This window comes from Gimibacter soli (genome assembly GCF_028463845.1).
GTDB classification, from domain to species: domain Bacteria; phylum Pseudomonadota; class Alphaproteobacteria; order Sphingomonadales; family Kordiimonadaceae; genus Gimibacter; species Gimibacter soli.
The window spans coordinates 2,797,283-2,818,155 of record NZ_CP116805.1 but is presented as its reverse complement, the minus strand read 5'-3'; the positions used below and the strand labels follow the sequence as shown (position 1 = coordinate 2,818,155).

Annotated in this window: 16 protein-coding genes; 2 read left to right on the top strand and 14 right to left on the bottom strand. The window is 60.6% G+C overall.

Annotated features, from left to right (window positions below):
- Positions 1-6: 6 nt before the first annotated feature.
- From PH603_RS12995 to PH603_RS12945, 11 genes are all read right to left on the bottom strand, one after another.
- Positions 7-3,576, bottom strand: coding sequence for a baseplate J/gp47 family protein (locus tag PH603_RS12995; protein WP_289502969.1), 3,570 nt, complete (start codon positions 3,574-3,576; stop codon positions 7-9).
- Positions 3,573-3,902, bottom strand: coding sequence for a GPW/gp25 family protein (locus tag PH603_RS12990; RefSeq protein WP_289502968.1), 330 nt, complete (start codon positions 3,900-3,902; stop codon positions 3,573-3,575). Before PH603_RS12990 ends, PH603_RS12995 begins: the two co-directional genes overlap by 4 nt.
- Before the next feature lie 92 nt (positions 3,903-3,994).
- Positions 3,995-5,728 carry a phage baseplate assembly protein V gene (locus PH603_RS12985; RefSeq protein WP_289502967.1) on the bottom strand — a complete coding sequence of 578 codons (1,734 nt, stop codon included), beginning with the start codon at positions 5,726-5,728 and terminating at the stop codon, positions 3,995-3,997.
- On the bottom strand, positions 5,725-6,423 hold the full coding sequence (locus PH603_RS12980) for a CIS tube protein (RefSeq protein ID WP_289502966.1): 699 nt from the start codon (positions 6,421-6,423) through the stop codon (positions 5,725-5,727). Before PH603_RS12980 ends, PH603_RS12985 begins: the two co-directional genes overlap by 4 nt.
- A 13-nt stretch (positions 6,424-6,436) precedes the next feature.
- Positions 6,437-6,646 (bottom strand): DUF5908 family protein, encoded by a 210-nt coding sequence (locus tag PH603_RS12975; RefSeq protein ID WP_289502965.1) that lies wholly within the window; start codon positions 6,644-6,646, stop codon positions 6,437-6,439.
- A gap of 10 nt (positions 6,647-6,656) precedes the next feature.
- Positions 6,657-7,115 (bottom strand): phage tail protein, encoded by a 459-nt coding sequence (locus PH603_RS12970; RefSeq protein WP_289502964.1) that lies wholly within the window; start codon positions 7,113-7,115, stop codon positions 6,657-6,659.
- A gap of 6 nt (positions 7,116-7,121) precedes the next feature.
- On the bottom strand, positions 7,122-7,568 hold the full coding sequence (locus tag PH603_RS12965; RefSeq protein ID WP_289502963.1) for a phage tail protein: 447 nt from the start codon (positions 7,566-7,568) through the stop codon (positions 7,122-7,124).
- A gap of 47 nt (positions 7,569-7,615) precedes the next feature.
- On the bottom strand, positions 7,616-9,754 hold the full coding sequence (locus tag PH603_RS12960) for a phage tail sheath family protein (RefSeq protein ID WP_289502962.1): 2,139 nt from the start codon (positions 9,752-9,754) through the stop codon (positions 7,616-7,618).
- 23 nt (positions 9,755-9,777) lie between these two features.
- Positions 9,778-10,569: a hypothetical protein gene (locus PH603_RS12955; protein WP_289502961.1), complete on the bottom strand. Its 792-nt coding sequence runs from the start codon at positions 10,567-10,569 to the stop codon at positions 9,778-9,780.
- Positions 10,566-11,141: a Pvc16 family protein gene (locus PH603_RS12950; RefSeq protein WP_289502960.1), complete on the bottom strand. Its 576-nt coding sequence runs from the start codon at positions 11,139-11,141 to the stop codon at positions 10,566-10,568. Before PH603_RS12950 ends, PH603_RS12955 begins: the two co-directional genes overlap by 4 nt.
- Before the next feature lie 209 nt (positions 11,142-11,350).
- Positions 11,351-12,340, bottom strand: coding sequence for a LytTR family DNA-binding domain-containing protein (locus PH603_RS12945; RefSeq protein ID WP_289502959.1), 990 nt, complete (start codon positions 12,338-12,340; stop codon positions 11,351-11,353).
- Positions 12,341-13,182: 842 nt separating this feature from the next.
- Here PH603_RS12945 and PH603_RS12940 point away from each other — a divergent pair.
- Positions 13,183-15,390, top strand: a complete 2,208-nt coding sequence (locus PH603_RS12940) for a TonB-dependent receptor (RefSeq protein ID WP_289502958.1) — start codon at positions 13,183-13,185, stop codon at positions 15,388-15,390.
- 128 nt (positions 15,391-15,518) lie between these two features.
- Positions 15,519-17,240, top strand: coding sequence for a carboxylesterase/lipase family protein (locus PH603_RS12935; protein ID WP_289502957.1), 1,722 nt, complete (start codon positions 15,519-15,521; stop codon positions 17,238-17,240).
- 10 nt (positions 17,241-17,250) lie between these two features.
- Here PH603_RS12935 and PH603_RS12930 read toward each other — a convergent pair whose 3' ends face one another.
- The 3 genes from PH603_RS12930 to PH603_RS12920 all read right to left on the bottom strand — a co-directional run bounded on the left by PH603_RS12930 (position 17,251) and on the right by PH603_RS12920 (position 20,859).
- Positions 17,251-18,606, bottom strand: a complete 1,356-nt coding sequence (locus PH603_RS12930; protein WP_289502956.1) for a hypothetical protein — start codon at positions 18,604-18,606, stop codon at positions 17,251-17,253.
- 76 nt (positions 18,607-18,682) lie between these two features.
- On the bottom strand, positions 18,683-19,774 hold the full coding sequence (locus PH603_RS12925) for an alpha/beta hydrolase (protein WP_289502955.1): 1,092 nt from the start codon (positions 19,772-19,774) through the stop codon (positions 18,683-18,685).
- Positions 19,775-19,842: 68 nt separating this feature from the next.
- Positions 19,843-20,859 carry an alpha/beta hydrolase gene (locus PH603_RS12920; protein WP_289502954.1) on the bottom strand — a complete coding sequence of 339 codons (1,017 nt, stop codon included), beginning with the start codon at positions 20,857-20,859 and terminating at the stop codon, positions 19,843-19,845.
- Positions 20,860-20,873: the final 14 nt, after the last annotated feature.

Sequence of the window (20,873 nt, the reverse complement as noted above, 5' to 3'; positions counted from 1 at the left end):
CCCCCTTCATGCCGATTGCGCCGCTCGGGGCGGCTGTTCGGCAGTGGATGACATCCGGTGTCGGAACGACGGGGAAAGCACAGCTCCCGGGTGGCAGGCTGTGACAAGGGCGGTGTTGGCATCCCCGAGAGGCGACCTGAAAGACAAGGCCGGAATTGCGGAGATGAAAGACAGGCCCATCAGGGCCTTGCGGACGGGATCGATATCCAGCGAGCCACCAAGGCGCAGGCCTCCATCGGTCAGGGCAGCGTCGGCGATTGCCCTGTTGATCGCCTTGATCGTCAGCCCTTCCCAGCGCACCGGGTCAGCATAACGATTGAGCTCAAGCGTCGTTTCGACTGTCACGGGCTGATAGCGCGGCGGCATGACATGCACTTCCGCGCCCATCGGAGAGATGATGGCAACCATCTGCCTGATATCGTCACATAGAGGCGGCGGGACGGGGGCCCGCAGGCTGCCGCCTTCGAAAGCGGGTCGGCTCGCCACCACAATCAGCAAATGTCCTGCAGCCCGCGCGCCGTCAGGGCGTGTGGCCGGGATGCATTTGGCGCGCTCGATCGACGGAAAGGCTGCAAGGATCGCGTGCTCAATGTCATGGGCGGATGCGTTTCTGTTCCGGCTGCGGAGCCGCCGGGCCGCGGCCGCGGCAAAATGCGCCGGATTTTCACCCGACTTGCCGCCGTAGGATGCGTAGGGCTGTTGGACGCTCGTTACGGCGCTGGACGGTTTTGCCAGCCGCTTGACGGTGCCTTTCAGCGGCGGGGCATCCGGCAGCGCGGTATCGGCAGCATGGTCAAGGCTCGCACCATTCACATGGATGCCTGCGCAGCGGCGCTGCATCGGCTGGTCGCCGCGCACCAGCGCCCGCAGCCAGTAAAGACCGTCGGATCGGGTTGCCGGCAGGTGCAGGGTCAGGGCACCGCTTCGGGTAAGGTTGGCCGTATGATCCAGCCCGCGCTCTGTATCGTCGAGCGGCCGCCAGGTTTCGCCGTCAAGCACCGACCATTCGACAGCGGTGTCCGGCGCCGTGCAGTCCATGTCGATAAAGGGCAGGTCAAACAGCAGGCTCAGCGGCTTGGTGACATCAAGCCCCGAAAAGCCCAGCCTGACCTCATGCCCCCGATCCGGGCGCGGCATCAGGGTGGCAAAGTCGGGGCGCCAAATCCGGCCGCCCGGACCAACATGCTGGAGGGTGATGGCAGACGCCGGGTCGTTCAGGTCCGCTTCCAGCAAGCCGCTCAGATCAAGTGTCAGATTCTGCATCTGGAAGGAGCATGGCTGGGGCACCTTCAGATGCTCGGGCGGACGCCTGTATCGGATGAAGCGGCGCAACAGGGTGAGCGGTGCAAGGCGGGCTTTTCGCTCCAGCCCCAGCGCCAGTGGCTGGACCCGGTCGCTGACGGGGATGACGACAGGAATGATGAAGGCATGAACGAATGCCCGAACGCTTTGCCTGAGCCAGCGGATGGGATGCCAGCGACGATCCTGCCGCGAGGCTTCGGCGAGCATCTGGCCATAGAGATCATGCCCGAAGGCGAAAGGCGGGGTTTCAAGGGTCAGGTTCGCCCCGGCAACGGCTGATGTGGCGGCGCATTCCTCTGCGGCGTGGGCTTCGACAGCGGCACCGCGTCCGCCATCGAAATTGGCGCGTCCCGTCATCACCGGCTCGCCGGTGGCATCGCTTGCGATCAATCGCATGGCAAAGGGCCGTCGGTCACGTGCACTGCGGGTCAGCCGGCGGTAATAATGCGCGAAATAGTCGATAAGACTGTCGGGCATCCCGGTCCAGTTCCACGACAGCCGCAGGCCTGAAAGGCTGTATCCGGCCTCGAAGATCGGGGTCCAGACGGTGAAGGCCCCCCTGTTTTTTGGAGGTGCCCCAAAGGGGGCGGCGAGGGTTGCGGCAACCCGCTGGCCGTGTTGGTGTCTCTCGTAAAGCTCAGTGATGCCGGTGGCTTCAATGCCAACCGCCATTCCTTTGATGGCGCAGGTGCTGAATTCAGGTGCCGCCAGCCCCTGTGCCAACCGGTGGGACAGGAACTGCAGGCCCGGGCCAGCCGACGGCTCGCCCGCTTTGGGTGTGGCTGATGCTCTTGGCAGGGTCAGGCAAAGCGTGAGGATGAGGCGGCCATCTGTGCGGGCCTCAAAGGCGGCCGTCAGGTCTTCGTCCGGCAGGGGAAGCTGGCCGGTACTGCTCATGCAGGATACCTCAAACAGGGTCTGGCGGCTGCCGTTCTCCGGTAATTGCTCGCTGACCCCGTTTTGCGCAAAAACGTCGACAAGGCGTTGGGCTTCCGCCGCAGAAGCCGGCTCAAGGCTCAGCGTGACCGTCATCTGCTTGCGACCGGCGGGCAGGTCAAACGGGCGCCCGCTGAGGATGAAGCCGAACCGGTCGGTTTCGTCCGCTTCCGGGTCGGTGCTGAGAAAGGGCCAGGCGGCTTTGGCCGCTGTCCGGTCGATCCGGTTGCCTTCGAGCGTGCCGAGCGCATTGGGTGCCACCGACAGGCTTTCGATTTCCACAAGCTTGGCGGTCGATAGAAATAGCGGATCGGCCAGCGCATACTGGACTGCCTTGCCCGCTGCTGTGGCGCCACCGTCAAAGCGCGTCCCTGCCGGCACATAGCTGCCTCCGGCATCTTCTGCAGCGCCAAGCACCACATCCACCTTGTCAGCGACCGGTGCGGCGGGCCGGAGCCCCAGCCAGTCGCGGTAAAGATAGTGCATGTAGCGTGCTGGCAGCCCGTTCAATTCTTCCGCGACCCGGTCATACATAGCGATGAAAGCCAGAATGAGGGCGATGTGAGGGGCGACAGCCTCACCTTTCTGGACCATTGTCCGGACTTCCCCGACAGCGATATTGCGGACCCTTGCATCAAGGGTATCGATGGCCGCGAGGCACTGAAGCAGCAGCCGTGCCGCCTCGCTGCGGCGTTGGTAGGGTGCTGTGATGCCGGTGAGGCTGTCATATTCTTTGGGAAGTCGGGAGGCGGCAAAGCGCTGTAACGACTGCGGCAATGGGCGCGTCTCGCCCCAGAATATGATTTTGTGGAGTGCGGCGAGTTCAGCCGCCAGCCGTTCGGGGTCGCCCTTGCGGCTATTGGTACCCGACGAGCCATTGTCATTGCCACGGGTGTTGATCCAGTCCCTTAGGATACCAAGCCTTGCACCAGCCTGATCGACAAGCCGGTCGGCACGCTGGTCGAGAGCCGTTCGCTGCGTCGTCGGGTCAAAGCAGCCATCACTGCCGATGCAATCTTCAAGGAGCGACAGATAGTCGGCGGGCAGGGATTTCGCCTCGTCCTCGAAGCGAGAAGGCGGCTCGGTCGCGACGAGAGCGAGGCGGGCGGTGGGGTCTTCCGAAAGGCGATCGAACCAGGTGCCGACGCGGCTGTTGTTGTCGTCAAAAAAAGGCAGGGCCCGACCCAGGCGAATGATCCGTGCCAGCTGGTAGCAGGGGTCGCGCACCTCAAGGGGGGTGGCATCGGGCCGTGGCCCCTCGCTTTCGAAATGCAGGCGGCTGAGGCCGGGCCAAGCGTCACGGCGCGCCGCTGAAACAGGGGTGGGGACGCCTTTCATGCCGGCTGCCCTCCCTCAAGATAAAGTGGATATACAATGTTGCCGACCTTCGAGGTCGTGCGGACCGAATAGACAATGTCGAATTCGATCAGGCCAATGGCGGTGTCGGCCCGGTATTCAACACTGTTGAGGTCAATCCGGGGTTCATAGCGGTTGATGGCAATCTGGATCAGGTTGCGCAGATAGCGGCAAAGGCTGTCGTCCAGTTCCTCGAACAGATAGCGGTGCAGGTCACAGCCGTAATCGGGGCGCATCGGGCGCTCGCCGGGCGTGGTGCCCAGCAGGATGATGAGGCTTTGGACAATATCTTCCTCCAGCGTCACCATCAGGGGGGTTGCCCCCCTGCTGGTGAAGGTAGGTGGGAAAGCCCAACCCTGACCGACTATGGATTTCATGTCCTGCTTCACGGTTACTGGCCCTAGTTGATCTGGACGATGGCGCCCTTGACCACGGTGTTGGCGCCGCTTGTCCATTGTGCGCCAAGGCCACCGTTGCCCTTGATTTCCATCGATGCGTCGAAATTCACGTTGCTGGCCGACCCTTTGAATGTGCCTGCCGAGGCAGACACGGTGAGATCGGCAGCACTTGTCATCTTGATGCCGCCTGAATCCATGGTCAGGCTGTTGCCATTCTGGTCCTTGATGGTGATCGAGCCCGCCTTGTCGTCGAGGCAGATCGATTGTCCGCCCTTGGTGCTGAGCGTGACGGCGGGGTCCTCGTCATTGAAAACGAGCTTCAGGCCGGCTTTCGTATAAAGGCCCTGAACATAGTTGTTCTCGTCGGCAGGGGTGACAGGCGCCGCGCGGTTCTTGCTGTAGAGCTTGCCGATAACCACAGGTGAGGCAGCGTCGGCGCCGACGAAGCCGACAAGCACCTCATCGTCCACGTGCGGCATGAAGAAGCTGCCCCGGTCGCTGCCGGCTGCCAGCATGGCAACCCGCGCCCAAACGGGTTGTGCTTCGGCGCCATAGACCAAAGGCAGCATGACCTGCACGCGGAACAGGCCTTCCGGGTCCTCGGAAATCTTGGTGACCTTGCCAAGATGCAACTGTTTCAGAAGCCGCTCCGGCATTCTGTCGATGCCGCCGGTGTCATAGATCCTGTCCATCAGCCAGTCGCGGGCGAGCCCTGTTTCAACGATGGTTTCCCAGCCGCCGTCGGCAACGATATGCGTCACGGCCGAGACCAGCGCTGCGCCGTCGAAAAGGGTGCTGAAACCCTTCAGTTGAAGGGTATCTCCGGGGGATACTGCTTGACCGACAAGGCGCGCTGTGCCCTGGACCTTGGCGAGGCGGCTCTGGGTGAGGATGGCGCCGGCGCGGGCTGCGGGGCCGTCAACCGCCCCGCCATATCCGACGGTCAGTTTTGATACAGCTGGCTTCATGTCGGCGGCGAGGCTGGAGGCGATGGTGGAGCCTTGCTCTTTCACGCCGGGATCGGCTCCGGCGGAATTGACGCTCTGCTGGTTTTCCATGTCCCATGTCAGCGCCTCGGTGGAGGCCAACTGGTCGCGGCCATCCATGCGGGCTTCGAACGACAGAAGGCCTTCGTCGAGCGCTACATTGATGGCGGCCCCGCCGGTCGCCGAAGGCTTTTTCGACTGGATCGTGCCCAAGGCGCTCCAGACAACCTGCGACTGAAGCTGCAGCCGCGCCACCAGAAAGTCCCAGTCGGTGGTCTGGTGTTGCAGCAGCATCGGATATTCCGTGTCTGTCGCTGTAAAGTCAGTGGAGAGGCCATAGGCCCCGGCGACCGTCTGGGCGACATCGCTGTCCTTGACCTTTTGAAAAAGTTTCGTAACCGGAACGAGTGTCATTTTGAAGGCATCATCCCGGGCTTCGACAGTCAGGGACGGGGCGCCGTCCTCAAGTTTCAGCTGCAGGCGGGTGATGCTGCCCTTGAAGGCGGTTTGCAGGTCGTCCCCGCGGCCAATCTGGATTTCAAGGCTGCTGCCAACCTTGAGGCCGGCATTCGTGGTCGCCGGAAGGGGGGGCTTTGCATCGATATCGTCCAGCAGCTGGATTTCGGCATGGCCGATCCGGTTGAACGCATGCCAGATGCGCACCGACCGGACCTCGATCATTTTGTCGAGCTGGCTGCCGTTCGCGGATATCGTGAACGCGACGGGTTTGTCGGTGGATGCATCGGTCATGACGAGTTCGCTTTCAGCGCTGTGGCTGGCGGCGCACTGAGCGTCTTGTCTGAGGTGACAGAGCGTGAGCTTGTCAGGCCGTTGACCTTGGCAAGTGCGGCGGCATAGCCCGCGCTGCCGTAAGCCGCGGCGGCAAGCTTCGCCAGGCTGCTGCCAGCCGCTGCCGCGATTGCCTTGGTGCCGTCAGGGTCGTTGGCCTTTTTCAAGGTTTCGTCCGCAAAAGTCTTCATGGCGGCCGTGATGTTGGCGCGAAGCGGAGTGCCGTCGGTATCGAAAACCGTGTAATTGACGCTGGCGCGTTCAAGCTGGCAATGAATGAAAAGCGCCCCCCAGGAAACCTTGAGATAGGGCGGCGGGGAGGCGGCATCCTTGCGGGTTGTTGTTACGAACCGGAAAAGCTGGACCTGATTCCAGACATAGTCCGCCGCGAGCGTATCGATGCCGAGAGCGCCGGTGCCGTCGAGGAAGAAATTGAGCTCGAACTCTTGCGGTTTGAAATGGTTGAAAACCCGCCCGGTACCATTGTTCCGCCAGGCATTCTGGTTGTTGTAGCAGACCGCGATTGTTTCCTTGACCGTGTCGGGGTTGACCAGTGCCGTGAAGGTCCCGCCCGAGATGGCAGACGTCATGGCCTTGTCGCTGAAAGCTTCGATCTTCAGCTTTGCCAGTTTGCTGCTGATGGGCGAGGCCGCCATACCCGTCACTCCGCTATCGTTCGTTTCGTTGGTCCAGAATCCTGAGGATTTCGGCGACGCACCGCGCCACGATGTCCTTCTTGTCATCCTCCCGAAGCGGTGGGCCGCACCCTTCGTCGTCCATCACCGTAACGGGACCGCTCTTGGTATCGGGGCGGACAGGCGTATCCGGAACGATGGTTTCGGACGTCGGGAAACGCGGTGATGCCGGGGCCGATTGCATGGCAAACTCCTCAGGAAAGAAGCGGTGTCAGACGGCGGAAGTAGCGGTACTTCATGTCCAGCGTTTCGATCACCAGATCGCTTTTGGTGGCGTCGATACCTGTCGAAGTCCAGCTGGTGGGCAGGCACCCGGCCACATACCAGGCAACTACCGGATTGCCCTTCTGGTTCTTGAGGCAGACAAGCAGGTCAACCGGCACGAACCTGAACATCGATAGGGCGGCTTCGACCCAGGTGACAAAAGCCGAGCTTGTGGTCAGTGACCGTTTCAGGCTGAGCGTTCCGAAACCGACGGGCTTCGGCACAAACAGCGCTTCGGTATTCTGGCCACCTGCCTTGATCTCCTCATAGTCGATCTTGGCTTCAAGTCCGCTGACCTCCTGAAAACACATGTCCCGGTCCGGGGTCGGCAGGGCCGCAAACTCGACGCTGAAATAGAAGCCGGGCAAAGGATCACTGCTGCTCGCCATCGCCTGTCAGCTCTTGTGTTCGATGGTGAAGCCTTCGTGGGCGATTTCCATGGTTTCGATCGCGACCTCGCTGGCGCCGGCATTCATGGTCGGCCCCTCGATCTTCACAGGCCACGCGCTGACCAGTTTCCATGTCACCACGTTCGCCATCTCCTGATTGAGGAGCTGGATGATGAGTGACTGGCGGTTGGCGACGTTCCAGAGGTTCTGGCCGATCCAGTCGAAGAAATTGTTCTGCCCGACGATGATTCCGCGCTTCAGCGTCACATTCGAATATTTCTGTCGGCCGGGCATCTTCAGCGGACTGAAAGACTTGTTCATGCCGTGGTTATATTCGATCAGGTCGTTCTCACGCGTGAGCCCCGATACCTCGCTGAAATACATGCTGCCGAGCGTCGATACGGACACCTGGAACAGAAAGCTTGGAATTGGGTAGTCTTTTGCATCTGCCATGGTCGTGGTCCCTAGCTGCGTGACGAATCAGCGATTCGCCCCTCTTCTCAGGATTCCTGCATCTTGTGCATGAACCGCATGATGATGAATTCGGCGGGCCGGACAACCGCCATCTTGATTTCGATAATCAATCGTCCCTCAAGGATATCCTGTGCCGTCATCGTACTGTTGAGGCCGACATTGACAACGAAGGCGTCCTTGTCGGTGACCCCGGCCAGTGCCCCCTGCATGCGTTTCTCATGCAGATAGGCCTCGATGCTCGACTTCACCTTCATCCAAAGGTTGGAATCGTTGGGCTCGAACACGGCCCAGTAGGTCGATTTCTTGACGGACTCTTCCACCATGTTGAAGAAGCGGCGGACCGAGATATAGCGCCATTCATTGTCGTTCCCCATCAGGGTACGGGCACCCCACACGAGGAACCCTTTGCCAACAAACGGCCTGATGGCATTGACCGATTTGCCGCCTGTGACATCGATATTGAGCGACTCCTGGCCGAACGAGTCGATCTGGTGGGTAAGTGCGGAAACCGAGGCCAGGGAAACGTTGGCGGGGGCTTTCCAGACCCCGCGGTCGCGGTCGACCGCCGCATAAAGCCCGGCAATGGCGCCCGAAGGCGGCATGGTGCGCACCACGCGCTCCGCCCGTTCAACGATATTGTTATAGAGCGGGAACAGCTTGCGCAGGCTCTGTTCCAGATTGTTCAGGTGGCGATAGGCGCCTGTCTGTACGCTGGAGATCAGCCTGAGCGCGGCGCGGAACAAGGTATCCGTCTGGGCCTTCTGGTCGGCTGTCGACGCCGTAACACCGGTCGGCTTCGCGGACTTCGACAGCGCATAGATGGCCCGTCCCAGGTTGCCGAGTTTCGCGGCATCGTCATCCGCTGCAGGTTTCGTGAGGCCCGCGGCTTTGTACAGGGTGTCGATCCGCCCGAGGATGTCCGCAAAAATCTGCGGATAGTCGGATGAACCGGAGGCGACCAGATCCTCGATGAACGACGCCAGATGATCATTCACATGCTGACGCACGGCGTCGGCGTTGGCGTCGCTCATCAGCCATTTGGCCATGACGACATCAGTGAGTACCTTGAACGTCAGGTCTTGCAGGCTGCCGAGAATGGGCTTCTGGTCGGCGTCCTTCTTGACGCTGCGGAGCGCGGCCGAAATCTGGTTGTAAAGCTCCTGCAGCGTTTTCGGCCTCGCGGGCTTCGGCGCATTCGGGTCCGGCGTGACGCCGGCCGGCGGATCGGGAATCTTGTAGCCGGCAACGAACGCTTCGAGGTCCGAGGTCTGCTGGCTGCTTACGAGGTTCGGCATCACATTCACGAGCGGCGAAGTTGGCGCCAGATTGCCATAGGTGACCGTCGACATGCGGGTGGCGGTGTCATTCGCTTCGGATGTGTCGCGGATCAGGTCCACGATGCTGGCGTCGTCGGTCAGGTCTTCCAGTTGCACCGGCACCTTGTTCTTCGTGATGCGGCTTTGGAAATGGGCGAAGCCGAGCGGACGGTCCATATCCGCCACGAGATAGGGCGTATAGGCAGCGCCATATTTCAGATAGTTGATGCCCACCTTGTCGCGGAATTCCTGAACGCCTTTTTCCCAGCCGCTGGTGCCGCCTGCATCCTCATATTCGTAAAGATCGAAAATGGCGAAACGGTCCATCAGCGTGTTGCACTGGGCCAGCGCCTGTTGCTGGACGGTATAAAGCGACTGATCGGGCAGATTGACGGCATCCGGCATCAGGATCAGCGTCACTTCGTCTACCTTGGCGGCGAGTTGCAGGCCCTCGATATATTTGTCTTTGGTGATCGCGCCGGAGGCATTGATCGAAGGCAGGGTGAAATCCCCGATTGAAAGGATGTAGCAGGCCCCGCCGCCGTTCATGAAGAACATGCTGACGCTGTCATACAGATTGTAGCTGACCACCTGCCGCACGCTTTCCAGCTTGTTCTGGGCATTGATGGCAATATCGCCGATGCAGGCAGGGGGCTGGCGGCCGAAACGTTCGTGATATTCCATCAGCGACCGGATCTTGATCGGCTTTTTCAGAAGGGAAGCCCCCTGGTATTCGGCAAAACGCGTATGTCCGATGAAGATCGGTATGGCGGTTTCCACCTCGGCAATTGAGGGCGGAAAGAGGGGGATTTCCTCGATGTAGATATCAGGCGTACGATATGCTGGCATGGTCGTCCCTTTCACCAGATGGATCAGACATAGAGAAATGCGTCGGCCCGGGGCGCCGGATCGTCATGAACCATTCGCAGGCTCAAGGGCGACGGCGCGGGCAGGCCGCTGAACAGGATTTTCGGATCCCGCCCCTGACGTTCAAGCAGGAGGCGGGCAGATTTCAGACCCTGTTCCGACAGCGGCCAGGGGGTATCGGATTCAAGCGTTTCAGCCTCGGCCAGATCCCGGCGGCCGGGATCAAGCGGTTTGAACGAAAGGCCGTCCGGAGTTCCGTCAATGAGCATCCGGTTCGCGGGCTGCAGCTCCCGGCTGTTTGAAAGCACATGATACCGCCAATGAGCGCGCCGGGCGGCAAGCGGCAGGGTCCAGCGACTGCTGCCCTCCAGCAAGCTGGTCGGGATGATCAGGGCAAGAAAGGCCCGGAGGCCGGCAAGCCAGCCGGCGAGATTGCCGAATTCGGCATGTGCCCGTGTCCGGCCGACGGCAAATTCCTTTTGTGCGACCACGGGTTTCGCGGGGGCACAGCCCCTGCCGGGGCTATCCATCGGCAGTTCGGTATAGTGGAATACTTCATCGCGGCGCGCTGTGACGGCAAAGAGGAGCGGGCCATGCGGCCGGTCGTCGAACCAGGGCTTGCGATCGTTGAAGCGGGCGATTTTCAGGCTGCCATTGTCGCTTCGGGCCGCAAGGCCGTGGGCCGTCAGGAGTTGCCCTGTGGCGGGCGAGGGCACGAAGCCGATATCCGGCTCGATGGCGCCGCCCCTGTAGGCATGGGATGTGACGAGTTCAAACAGGGCAGCGCCGGGCATCATGACCTCCCCAGCATCTGGAGCAGCGCTTCCATTGCCCGCGTGCCAAGGCCGCGCACCTGCCGCGCATCCACGACGATCCCTTTCAGGCGGACAATGATCGACGGATGGTAGCGACCCCCGAGGAAAGACCAGACATCTTTCAGGTCTTCAAGGCGGAAAGAGCAAAGCTCAAGGCTCAGCACGTCAAGATCATCCGGCATCGCCGAAGCATTGGCCGCGGTAAGGACCGGCTGCGACCGGATCATCTCGATCGCACAACCGAGGGTCTTGAGCCCCTCGCGATAGTCGCTGAAGTTCGCGGCCAGCATCACATAGGCGGTGAGCTTGGTCGGCACGGTCTGATATGTTACCTGACTGGCATTCATCGTTGTTTTGCCCGGTAGCGGATTGATCCTGTCCTCTTCGAGGTTGATCAGGCTGACACCCAGGGAATTTGCCGGAATCGCGGTACGCCCCTGTTCATCAACGATCGGGCCGAGCACGGCGCGCGGCTGATCGTCCGGCAGGCCCAGACGGTGGGCGATATAGTCGCTCAGCTGGTGGCGCAACAGCTCCAGCGCTGACTCGATCATGGCCGAAACCCCCTAGGCATTCCCGGCCTACACTCGCAGTGGTAGTTTTTTGAGCAACTTCAAATGAGTGAACCGGGGAGGCTGGTGCCGAAGGCCGGTCGTCGCCTGCCTTGCCGCCTGGGATGGCCATGAGTGAGTGGCAGGAGAGAAGTGTTGCTGCGCAAGGAGTGTGTAACCGAAAGGCAAGACTCAGGGGCTGGCGCGGCGCTTCAATGGAACCAGTGAGGGTGGCATGCCCTGACCATGGACAGATAATTGTCCCCGACCGGAATGGTGTGCTGGTGGTGCTTCAGCGTGAACCGGCCATTGCGGTTGTGACTGGCGGCCCAGGCGCAGCGCTCCGCCACCAGATAGGATCGGTGGCACTGGACAAAGTCGGCGCTGAATTGCCCGGCAATGGTCTTTAGCGGCGTTTTCAGCAAAAGCTGGGTGGCGCCGCTTGCGAAAACGATCTCGGAATACTGGTTGGCGCCCTTGATGACCGAAATTTCATTGCGGCCATCCTGAATGGCCAGAAGACCCCGCATTGTGTCTATTTCAAGCGGGCGTGTCTGGTCGGCGGCTATAGCGCCGACAAGGGCCACGGCGAAATCGATATCGGCCTGCTGCGGCGCGACGTCATAGTCGACCAGCAACTGAAGCCCCCCGCCGCCGGACACCGCGATAGCGAGACGTGTGCCGACAAGGCGATAGGGTTGTCCCTCGGCATGTGGCGTGATCGCGGCCAGGGTCAGCATGTCAGGATGATCTTCATGCACGGCAATTGCCCGCCTGACATGGATGTCATTGGCAAGGAGGGCTGCTGCCGCTGCGGCTGCCGCTGCAACTGAACCATACGATCCCGCAGCGGCCTGAAACTCACCAAGTATTCGGGTGCGGCGACGTTCGGCCACGAGGTCCGCTAGCATCCGGAAATGGTTCTGCATCGCGATGCGGCTGAGGGGGTAGATGCAGATTTCATCGACATCGGCTGCCAGATAGCCAAGGACTGTTTGCTCGTCGAGATAGGGCGGCAGGAATGCGAGTATAATCAGGGTCCGTTTGCCGAACAGCCGGCGCAGGGCATGGCAGATACCGGCGCCGTCACTTGCATCCGCTTCGTGAGGAACAATAACGACGTCGAAGGCAGGGGCGGCACGCAATGCACTACCATCGAACAATGCTTCAAGCGCCTGACGGCCTGATGTAACGCACCGCACGTCAAACTTCCCGGGCTGCAGTATCCGGGAAATGTCATTGTGAAGGTAGCCGTTGCTATCGATCACCAAGAGCCGCGCCGAACAAGTCCGCGCCCGCAGCTCACTGATGCCGTCTTGCAGCTTCTTTCGCCAAGCGTCAGCAGCCCCCCGCCGGCCCATGGCATCCCCCTGTTCATGTGCATTCCGTGAAAACGCACGCAATATACAATCATAAATAGGTAATGCACACCCAAAATGGTCGAGCCTTCTGACTACCTGCCGGCGCTGACGGTCAGGCAATTGATGCAAATAAAGGTCTGCCGTAGAGTGAGTCTGATGATTGAAGCAAAGGATGCTGATTCAGGTCATTCTTCTTCATCAGTTCAGAGTGTGCCTCTTATAACGACGGGGGCCTCGTGACGCCAAAATTCGTGCGCCAAACTTGCGCCAAGTGCTTGTAACTCATTGATATAATTATAACTCTGGTGCCGGCAGCGGGCACCAATGACTATAAGTTATTGATTTTATTGATATTTTATAGCCTCAACCAGCGGGGTAGTTGCTGGTCCGATGCCGGCGTAGCGGCGAAGCTCAGGCCACTTCGTTCAGATCACGGGTTCAGTGGTGATTATCGCGGCTGGGGGCTTCAGTGATTGGGTTAGCCATGTAAGGGCCGATTGCTGCGCTTTCAGAAAGCCCTTGTTCTTCCCGTCACGTTGGTCCGGGGGATTCGCCTCGGCAGTGTCCTGCATTTTCTCCAACAAAAATACAATCGTTTGTATTGGCCTCTTGTAAAGGGTTTTTGGTCGTGCTAGGGAAAAGCCAATCGATTGTACAGAGAGCATTGGGGAGGGATTATGCTTATGAACAACGCGAGCCTGCTGGATTCTGCCTCCAGCATGAACAAAGAGGGATTCGCCGGGGCTGGGATGCGCCGTCTGGGTCTTTCATCCAGTGTCGCGGCTTATGCCATTCTGGCGGTTCTGGCCGGTAATGCCGCCCAGGCGCAAGAGCAGGGCGGAGCGGACGCTGACACTGAATTTGTTATCGACGAGATCGTCGTCTCCGCCACCAAAACAGGCGCGCGGGCACTGAGCGACGTGCCCATGGCCATTCAGGCCTTCAGCGGGGACTCGCTTGCTGCCCGCAATATTCGCGAAGGTGCCGAGCTGATCAAGCTGATCCCCGGCGCCTCGCAAGCGCAGGAGATCGGTGCGGGCTATCGCATCTTCTCGTTCCGGGGGTCAGGCGCTGGTGGCCCGGTCGGCGATGGTATGGTTGGCTATTATCTCGATGATACGCCTTTCGGTGTTCCGAACTTCCAGGCTGCGCCGCCGCTGCAATATTTCGATATCGAACGTGTTGAAGTGCTGCGCGGCCCGCAAGGTACGCTCTATGGCCAGGGCTCGATGGGTGGTGTGATCATCTATCGCACCAAGAACCCGGACCTCGAAGAATTCGGAGTGGAGGGTGAGCTTTCGCTTTCCAAAACCAAGGACGCAGACGATTTCGACTATCGTGGCTCGGCAGCAGTGTCGATCCCTGTGGTGAAAGACAAGCTCGCCATCCGCATCAGCGGCAGCTACGACTTCCGCGCCGGCTACAATGATATCTATGAAGGGGCCCCGACGGGCACACCCTTGAAGACGGATGCGAACGATATCAAGGCCGAAAACATCCAGGCAGTGGTGCTCTGGAAGCCCAGCGACCAGCTGACGTTGCGGATGCGCGGGTGGCACTTCTCGACAGACCAAGACTATCTGAATGTGATGGACTCGGTCGATCCGCCGTATGCTGCCAACCAGGGCACGTTCGAGGGTTACGACAAGCGAAGCGCCAACTATTTCTCGAACACGATTACTTATGATTTCGATACGGTAACCCTTACCAACGCGACCTCTTATCAGCGCTCGCTGCCCGGCGGGTTTGGTGTGGGGCTTGGCCTTGGCGCGCCGCTTGGCACCGGCATCCTGATCAACGGGGGCGACGCCAAGAACTTCGTGAACGAGTTCCGGCTTGCTTCCTCGGATGACGGCCCGTTCCACTGGGTTGGTGGCATGTTCTACCAGAATGCCAAGGGTGTTTACGAGTTCAGCCTGAACTTCCCGACGCTTGCCCTTGGCGGCGAGACCATCACCCGCACCGAGAACGGCTCGATCTTCTCGGAGATCAGCTACGACATGTTCGGTGGCAAGCTGGTGCCGCTTTTTGGTCTTCGCTACTTCAAGGACAGCCGCAGCTCGGACTCCGTTTCGAACGGGGTGCCGGCTGCCAGCGACGACAAGCTTGATGCATGGACGTGGCGGGCGAACCTTGCCTATCACGCGAGCGACGACTGGATGCTGTTCATCAACGCCGGTACGGGCTTCCGTAGCAGCATCCTGCAATCGCAGGCGCAGGCTGATGCCGTGATCGCGGACGGTGTGCCGAGCGATATTTCGCTCACCCCAGACAAACTGCGCAACATCGAGATCGGTGCCAAGGGCTCGCTTTTCGATAACCGGCTGCAGGTTGCTGCCAGTGTCTATGATATCAAATATACCAACCTGCAGAGCGCCTTTAACACCTCGATCGGGCTCTCGGCATTCGCCAACCTTGGGGACGGCAAGACCCAGGGGATCGATGCCGAAATCCAGTGGATGACCCCGATCGAGGGGCTGCGCGTCAATGCGATTGCCAACTATAACTCGTCGGAATTCACCAATGTGATCCCGGCCTTTGCCGAGGCGACACCGCGTGCCGCCAACGGCGAACGGCTGTTCAATACCCCGCCTTATAATGTCCGCTTCGATCTGGACTACAGCACCACGGTTGGCGACTGGGAAATGACGGCCAATGCCTCCGCCACCTTCAATGGCAAGGCAAAGAACCAGGATGCGACGGTAGACGAGCTTGATGCCTACGAGCTTTATGATGCGAGCATCGCCTTCCGCCGCGACCAGTATGAGTTCCGTCTTTTCGGCTCCAACCTCAGCGATCTGCGTGGCCCGACTTCGGCCAATGGCCCGACCCTTCTGGCAGGGCCGCGTCCCCGCACGATCGGTGTTGCCTTCAGGCTCTATATGAACTGAGGCAACCGACTGAGTGAGTGAGGAGAGGGCCGGGTATCTTAAGAACTCGGCCCTCTTTCTTTTCAGCTAGCAGGATGCCGCCTGTCAGGGCGGAGGATTGCGGAAGGGGACATATCGGGGAGGCTTTCGTGACCAAACATTCAGACCACACTTCAAATGATCGGGTCGGGCGCCGCGCCTTCCTGAAGGGGGCTGCCGTTCTCGCAGGGGCGGCTGCAGGGGCAGCCTCGGGCATAGGCGGGGTGACAGCCGCCGAGCCTGCCTGTGGAAAAGCAAGGGCCGGTCGTGACCGGCTCGTTGCAAAGACAGGTGCGGCAGTCGTCGAAACACAGTATGGCAGGGTTGGCGGTTATATCCGAAACGGGATCTTCACCTTCAAGGGCATGCCCTATGGCGCCTCAACAGGTGGCGAGAACCGCTTCCGTGCGCCCGAAAAGCCACAGCCGTGGGCGGGTGTGCGCAGTTCGTTGCATTACGGTCTGATCGCCCCGCAAGACAAGGGCATGGGCCGCTTTCACGACGAATCCGCCTTCATTTTCCAGTGGAACGACAGCGTGGCGGGCGAGGATTGTCTCAGGGTCAATGTCTGGTCTCCTGGTGTCAGGGATAGCGTTCGTAGGCCGGTGTTGGTCTGGCTGCACGGCGGTGGTTTTGTCGCAGGATCAGGGCATGACCTGCCCGCATTTGACGGCGAGAATCTGGCGCGCCGGGGTGACGTGGTTGTTGTCACACTCAATCACCGGCTCAATCTTCTCGGTTATCTCGATCTTTCCGGCTACGGCGATCGCTACGCCCGGTCCGGCAATGTCGGGATGCTCGATATCGTCGCAGCGCTTGAATGGGTGCGGGACAACATTGCGGAATTCGGCGGTGATCCGGGCCGAGTGACAATCTTCGGCCAATCGGGTGGTGGCGCCAAGGTCAGCGCGCTGATGGGCATACCAGTGGCAAAAGGGCTGTTCCACCGGGCTGTGGTGCAAAGCGGGTCGTTCACCAATGCGATTTCGCAGGATATGTCACGGCGTTTAGCCGATCTGGTGGTGGCCGAACTGGGGCTGAACCGGCAAACGGTGGATGAACTTCAAACTATGCCCTATGACCATGTCCGACTGGCGTGTGATGCTGTCATGCAGCGGGAGAATGAACCGTTCCCCGGCTATGTGGACGTGCGCCAGTTCGCCCGGAACCTCAATTTTGCCCCGGTGATGGATGGCAGCATCATTCCGTCTGCTCCCTTTGCGCCGAAGGCGCCGGGTATCTCGGCGGACGTTCCGATGATGATCGGCACCACGCTGAATGAGTTCATTAACGGCGTCATGACACCGGCAGACGAGGGGATGGACAAGGCAGGGCTTACCGCGAAAGCCGAGGCCATGTTCCCGGGGCAGGGCAGCCGGATCGTGAAGGCTTTTGCGGCACGCACGCCGGAAGCCTCTCCCTTCGATCTCTGGTCTCGGATTGCCACCTCACCTGTCCGGCAGGCGGCGATCGATCAGGCGGCCTCAAAGGCAGCGCTCGGCGGTGCACCCGCCTATCTTTATTCCTTCAACTGGCAGACGCCGGTTCTGGATGGCCGCCCCCGCGCCTTCCATTGCCTAGATATCCCGTTCGTTTTTGCCAATACCGAAAGGTGCGACACCATGACGGGCGGCGGCCCGCGCGCCAAGGCACTGAGCGACCGGATGGCAGATGCGTGGATCGCCTTCGCCCGGACAGGTAATCCCAATCATGCCGGTATCCCCAATTGGAAGCCTTACGAGGCGGCGGATGAGCCATGCATGATCTGGGACGACGAACCCAAGCTTGCGTTCGCCCCTGACAAGGACGAACTGCGCAGCATAAAGCGATAAGGCCGATAGGTCAGCGCAGGCGGGCTTTTTCTGATCCTTCGATCAGGTCAAGAAGCCCGTCTGTGATGGCCTCTTCTGCGCAGCCCGGTTTCAGGCGGGATGAGACCACCTCGAACGTATATTGGGCATAGGCCGCGTCGTGGGGGATATAGCCCGACGGCGCATACCCGTTCGTCAGCGTTGCCATCATGGTGCGGGCAAACGGGGAACGCGCCTTGAATTTCGTGGCGATGGGGTTGAACACTTCGGCATTCACCCCACCGATCACAATATCGCCCACCCGCAGGAGGCTGAGGCGAATGGGTACCGGATCGGCATCCATATAAGTGCCGGGGGCACCGGCACGGCCTTCATCCGTGCGCGTGCGACCGGGGCAGGTGATATCTTTCTGGCTGCCATAGATCGCGGGCACAGTCTCCGCCCGGTTCATATTGCTGCGCGCCACATGCAGGACTTCCTCGCCCAGCATCTGGCCCATCGATGCGATCATCTGCTCCTGCTGTTTCATCAACTTCTGGACCTGCGGGTTGCTGCGATCAAGCCCCTTGCCACCGGGCAGCATCGTGTTGCTGATGTCGATGCCGCGTGCGGCGAAGTCCTTGATGCGGATCTCGCGCAGGTCATAGGTCTGTTGGAAGAAGATCGGGTTCTGGTCGCCGGCCGCACCTTCGGACCACAGCGCGACGGCCTTGTCATCGAGTGCATCCTCAATATAGCGCGAGGTGGCGCCGGGGATGTCACCGCTGACTTTATCAAGCTGGCCGGTTATCACGGCATGGACCGCATAATTATAGTAAAGCGCAATCGGTGTGCCGTTTGCGGCTTCCACCTTCACAACGGCGACGGTCTTGTCTGACGGGCCGTCGTAATTGGGGCCTTCCCACCATTTGCGGGTTTCGGGGTCGATGATATTGCGGTTCACATTGATGAAAGAAACGCCCTCGCCGTAGGCGATGTTTGCCGGCTCCAGCCGCGCAGCGGCTGCTTTCAATGCGTCGGCAATCCTGGCTGACAGCACATCTCCCAGATCGCGTGGCACGCTGTGGGTATGGGTGGCTGTCACCTGCAGTGCTTCTCTCGGAATGCCGAGTTTTGCGGCAGCATCACTCGCTGCCTGCCAAACACCGTCCGGGATGGCGCCTGCATCGACGCTGACGAGGGCTGCTTTGCCTTTGCCGCTTTGCAGTACAACGGCACGTACGTAGACGGGATCAAGGATGCCGATAAAGCCTTCCGGCAGGCTTGCGAGGGCAGGGGTGAACTCCACCTTGGCAGCGCCGGCCTTCAGGGCGGTGGCGCCCTGATCAGCGGCTTTCGCCTGCAGGGCGAAAAGGCCGAGCGTCAAAAGCTTCAGGACAGGTTTCATTGGGTGCTCCCGATGATCGCAATTTTTTTGAGGGTGCCGCACCGGCGAGGAACCGGTGCGGCAAAGCGGACGAGGGTCAGGCCGCGGGAAGTGTTTCGCCGAACGCGCGGCGCAGGGCATTCAGCTTTGAAGTGGTGAAGAGCCGTGCCGGGTATGTCTCCGGTGCAACGCGGTCGAAACCGTGGAATGCACCGGGCACCACCAGTAGTTCGGTTGGCACACGGGCCTCAAGCAGACGTGTTGCATAGGCAATGTCTTCCTGTACGAACAGGTCAACGCCGCCGACCGCCACGAAGGCCGGGGCGAGGCCGGAAAGGTCCTCGACCCGCGCAGGCACACCCGCCGCCGGGACGCCTTTCACGCCGGGTTCTTGCCCGAGGAAGGACTGCCAGCCGAACTTGTTGGCCTGGCCGTCCCAACCAACAGTAGCGATATGGGCGGGCGGATGAATGGTCGAGCCTGTGCGGTCATCAAGCATCGGATAGATCAGCGCCTGCAGCACCAGCGGTACCTCGCCCCGGTCACGCGCTGTGATGGCGAGGCGTGCGGCGTGGCCGCCACCGGCACTTTCACCCATGACGGCGATACGGTCGGGATCAAGGCCCAGCTCTGCTGCGTGGTCGTACATCCAGCGCAGGCCGGCATAATTGTCCTCGACCGAGCCGACATAGGTCGTCTCCGGCGCCAGCCGGTACTCGACACTTACCACGATGCAATCGAGATCACGGGCGACTTCCTGCACATAGCGGATTTCCCACTTGGCAGCGCCGGCGATATAGCCGCCGCCATGCATGTGCAGGATGCCGGGGCGCTTGGCCCCAGCCTTGGCGTTTACGATGAAAATCTTGACGTCCGGCATGCCCTTGCCGACCGGAATGGTGCGTTCCTCTACCGGGATCTCCGGCAGGTGCGGCGCGGCGAAGGCAGCGCCGCCGGCCCGCAACTTGGGCAGCCCTTCCATGCTGAGGGGCGGCATGTCGGCCGTGAACTTGAGAACCTGTTCAGCTGCAGGGCGCAGTTCAGGGTCGATATATTGAAGCGGATCGCCTACCGGCTTTGCCTTGGCGGGCTCCGATGCCATGGCACCGATGGCTTTCGGGGCTGCCAGCGCGGCCAACATGGCGGTGCCCGTCAGTTTCATCAAATCGCGTCTGTTGAAGGTTGTCATCCATAGTCCTCCCGATAGAAATCAATTGCAGGCGATATCCGGTCGCCTGCCTTCCCAGAAACAGTTGGTCAGTTTTCGCCTAAATGCCGATCCAGCCATTTGGAAAAGGCCGTAAGCCATTCGCCCACGGGCATGTCCGGCGATCCGAGCCCGAAGCCATGGCCGCCTTCTTCATAGAAATGCGCCTCGACAGGGCGTCCGGCTTGCCGCAGGGCAGCCATCATGAGCAGACTGTTCTCGATGGGCACGGCCGGGTCATCCACTGTATGCATCAGGAATACCGGAGGTGTGTCGTTACTGACATGGTTCGCTGGCGACCGGTGCGCCACAAGCGGCGCCGAGGGATTGGCGCCCAGAAGCAACAATGCTGATTCCGCGTGGGTGACCGGCGCCTCGACACTGATCACAGGATAGATCAGACCGGAGGCATCAGGCCGGGCGGACAATTTGTCTGCGCTGTCAACCGGCTGATACACAGCTTCATCATAGGCGGTCGTCAGCGATGCCCCAAGGTGGCCACCGGCAGAGAAGCCGATGACGGCAACCTTGTTGCTGCCGTAGCCGAATTTGTCTGCGTGATGCCGCACCAGCCTGACGGCTCTTTGCGCATCCTGAAGCGGCACGTTTGACCGGTTTGTCCAGCCTTCGCCGGGGAGGCGGTAGACAAGAACAAACACGGTGTAGCCACGCGCTGTCATTTCGGCGGCAAGATCCACGCCTTCATTCTGGATCGAGACAAATTTGTAAGCTCCGCCCGGAATGGCTAGGAGTGCGCGGCCATTCGGCTTTGCGGGGCGGAAAATCCGCAGCTCGGGCATGCTGATGTTACGGAGGAAAATGTCGGGCCACTTTTCCGGCAGTTCCTGCGCCTTGAAGCCGGTCTCGGGCGGCGAGCCAGGCCATAGTGGCATCACGGTAGCTTCGTCCCATGCTTTCGAGCGCGGGGGCAGGGGTGGGAATTTCTCTTCGGCGCTCGCGGGCAGCCCTGCGGCCATGCTTGCAGTTGCAAGCGCGCCGACGCTGGCCGCCAGCATGAACCGGCGGCGGTCCCAAACGGATGCATGGTCATTTCTGGACTTGGTCAATGGGTTGCTCCCTT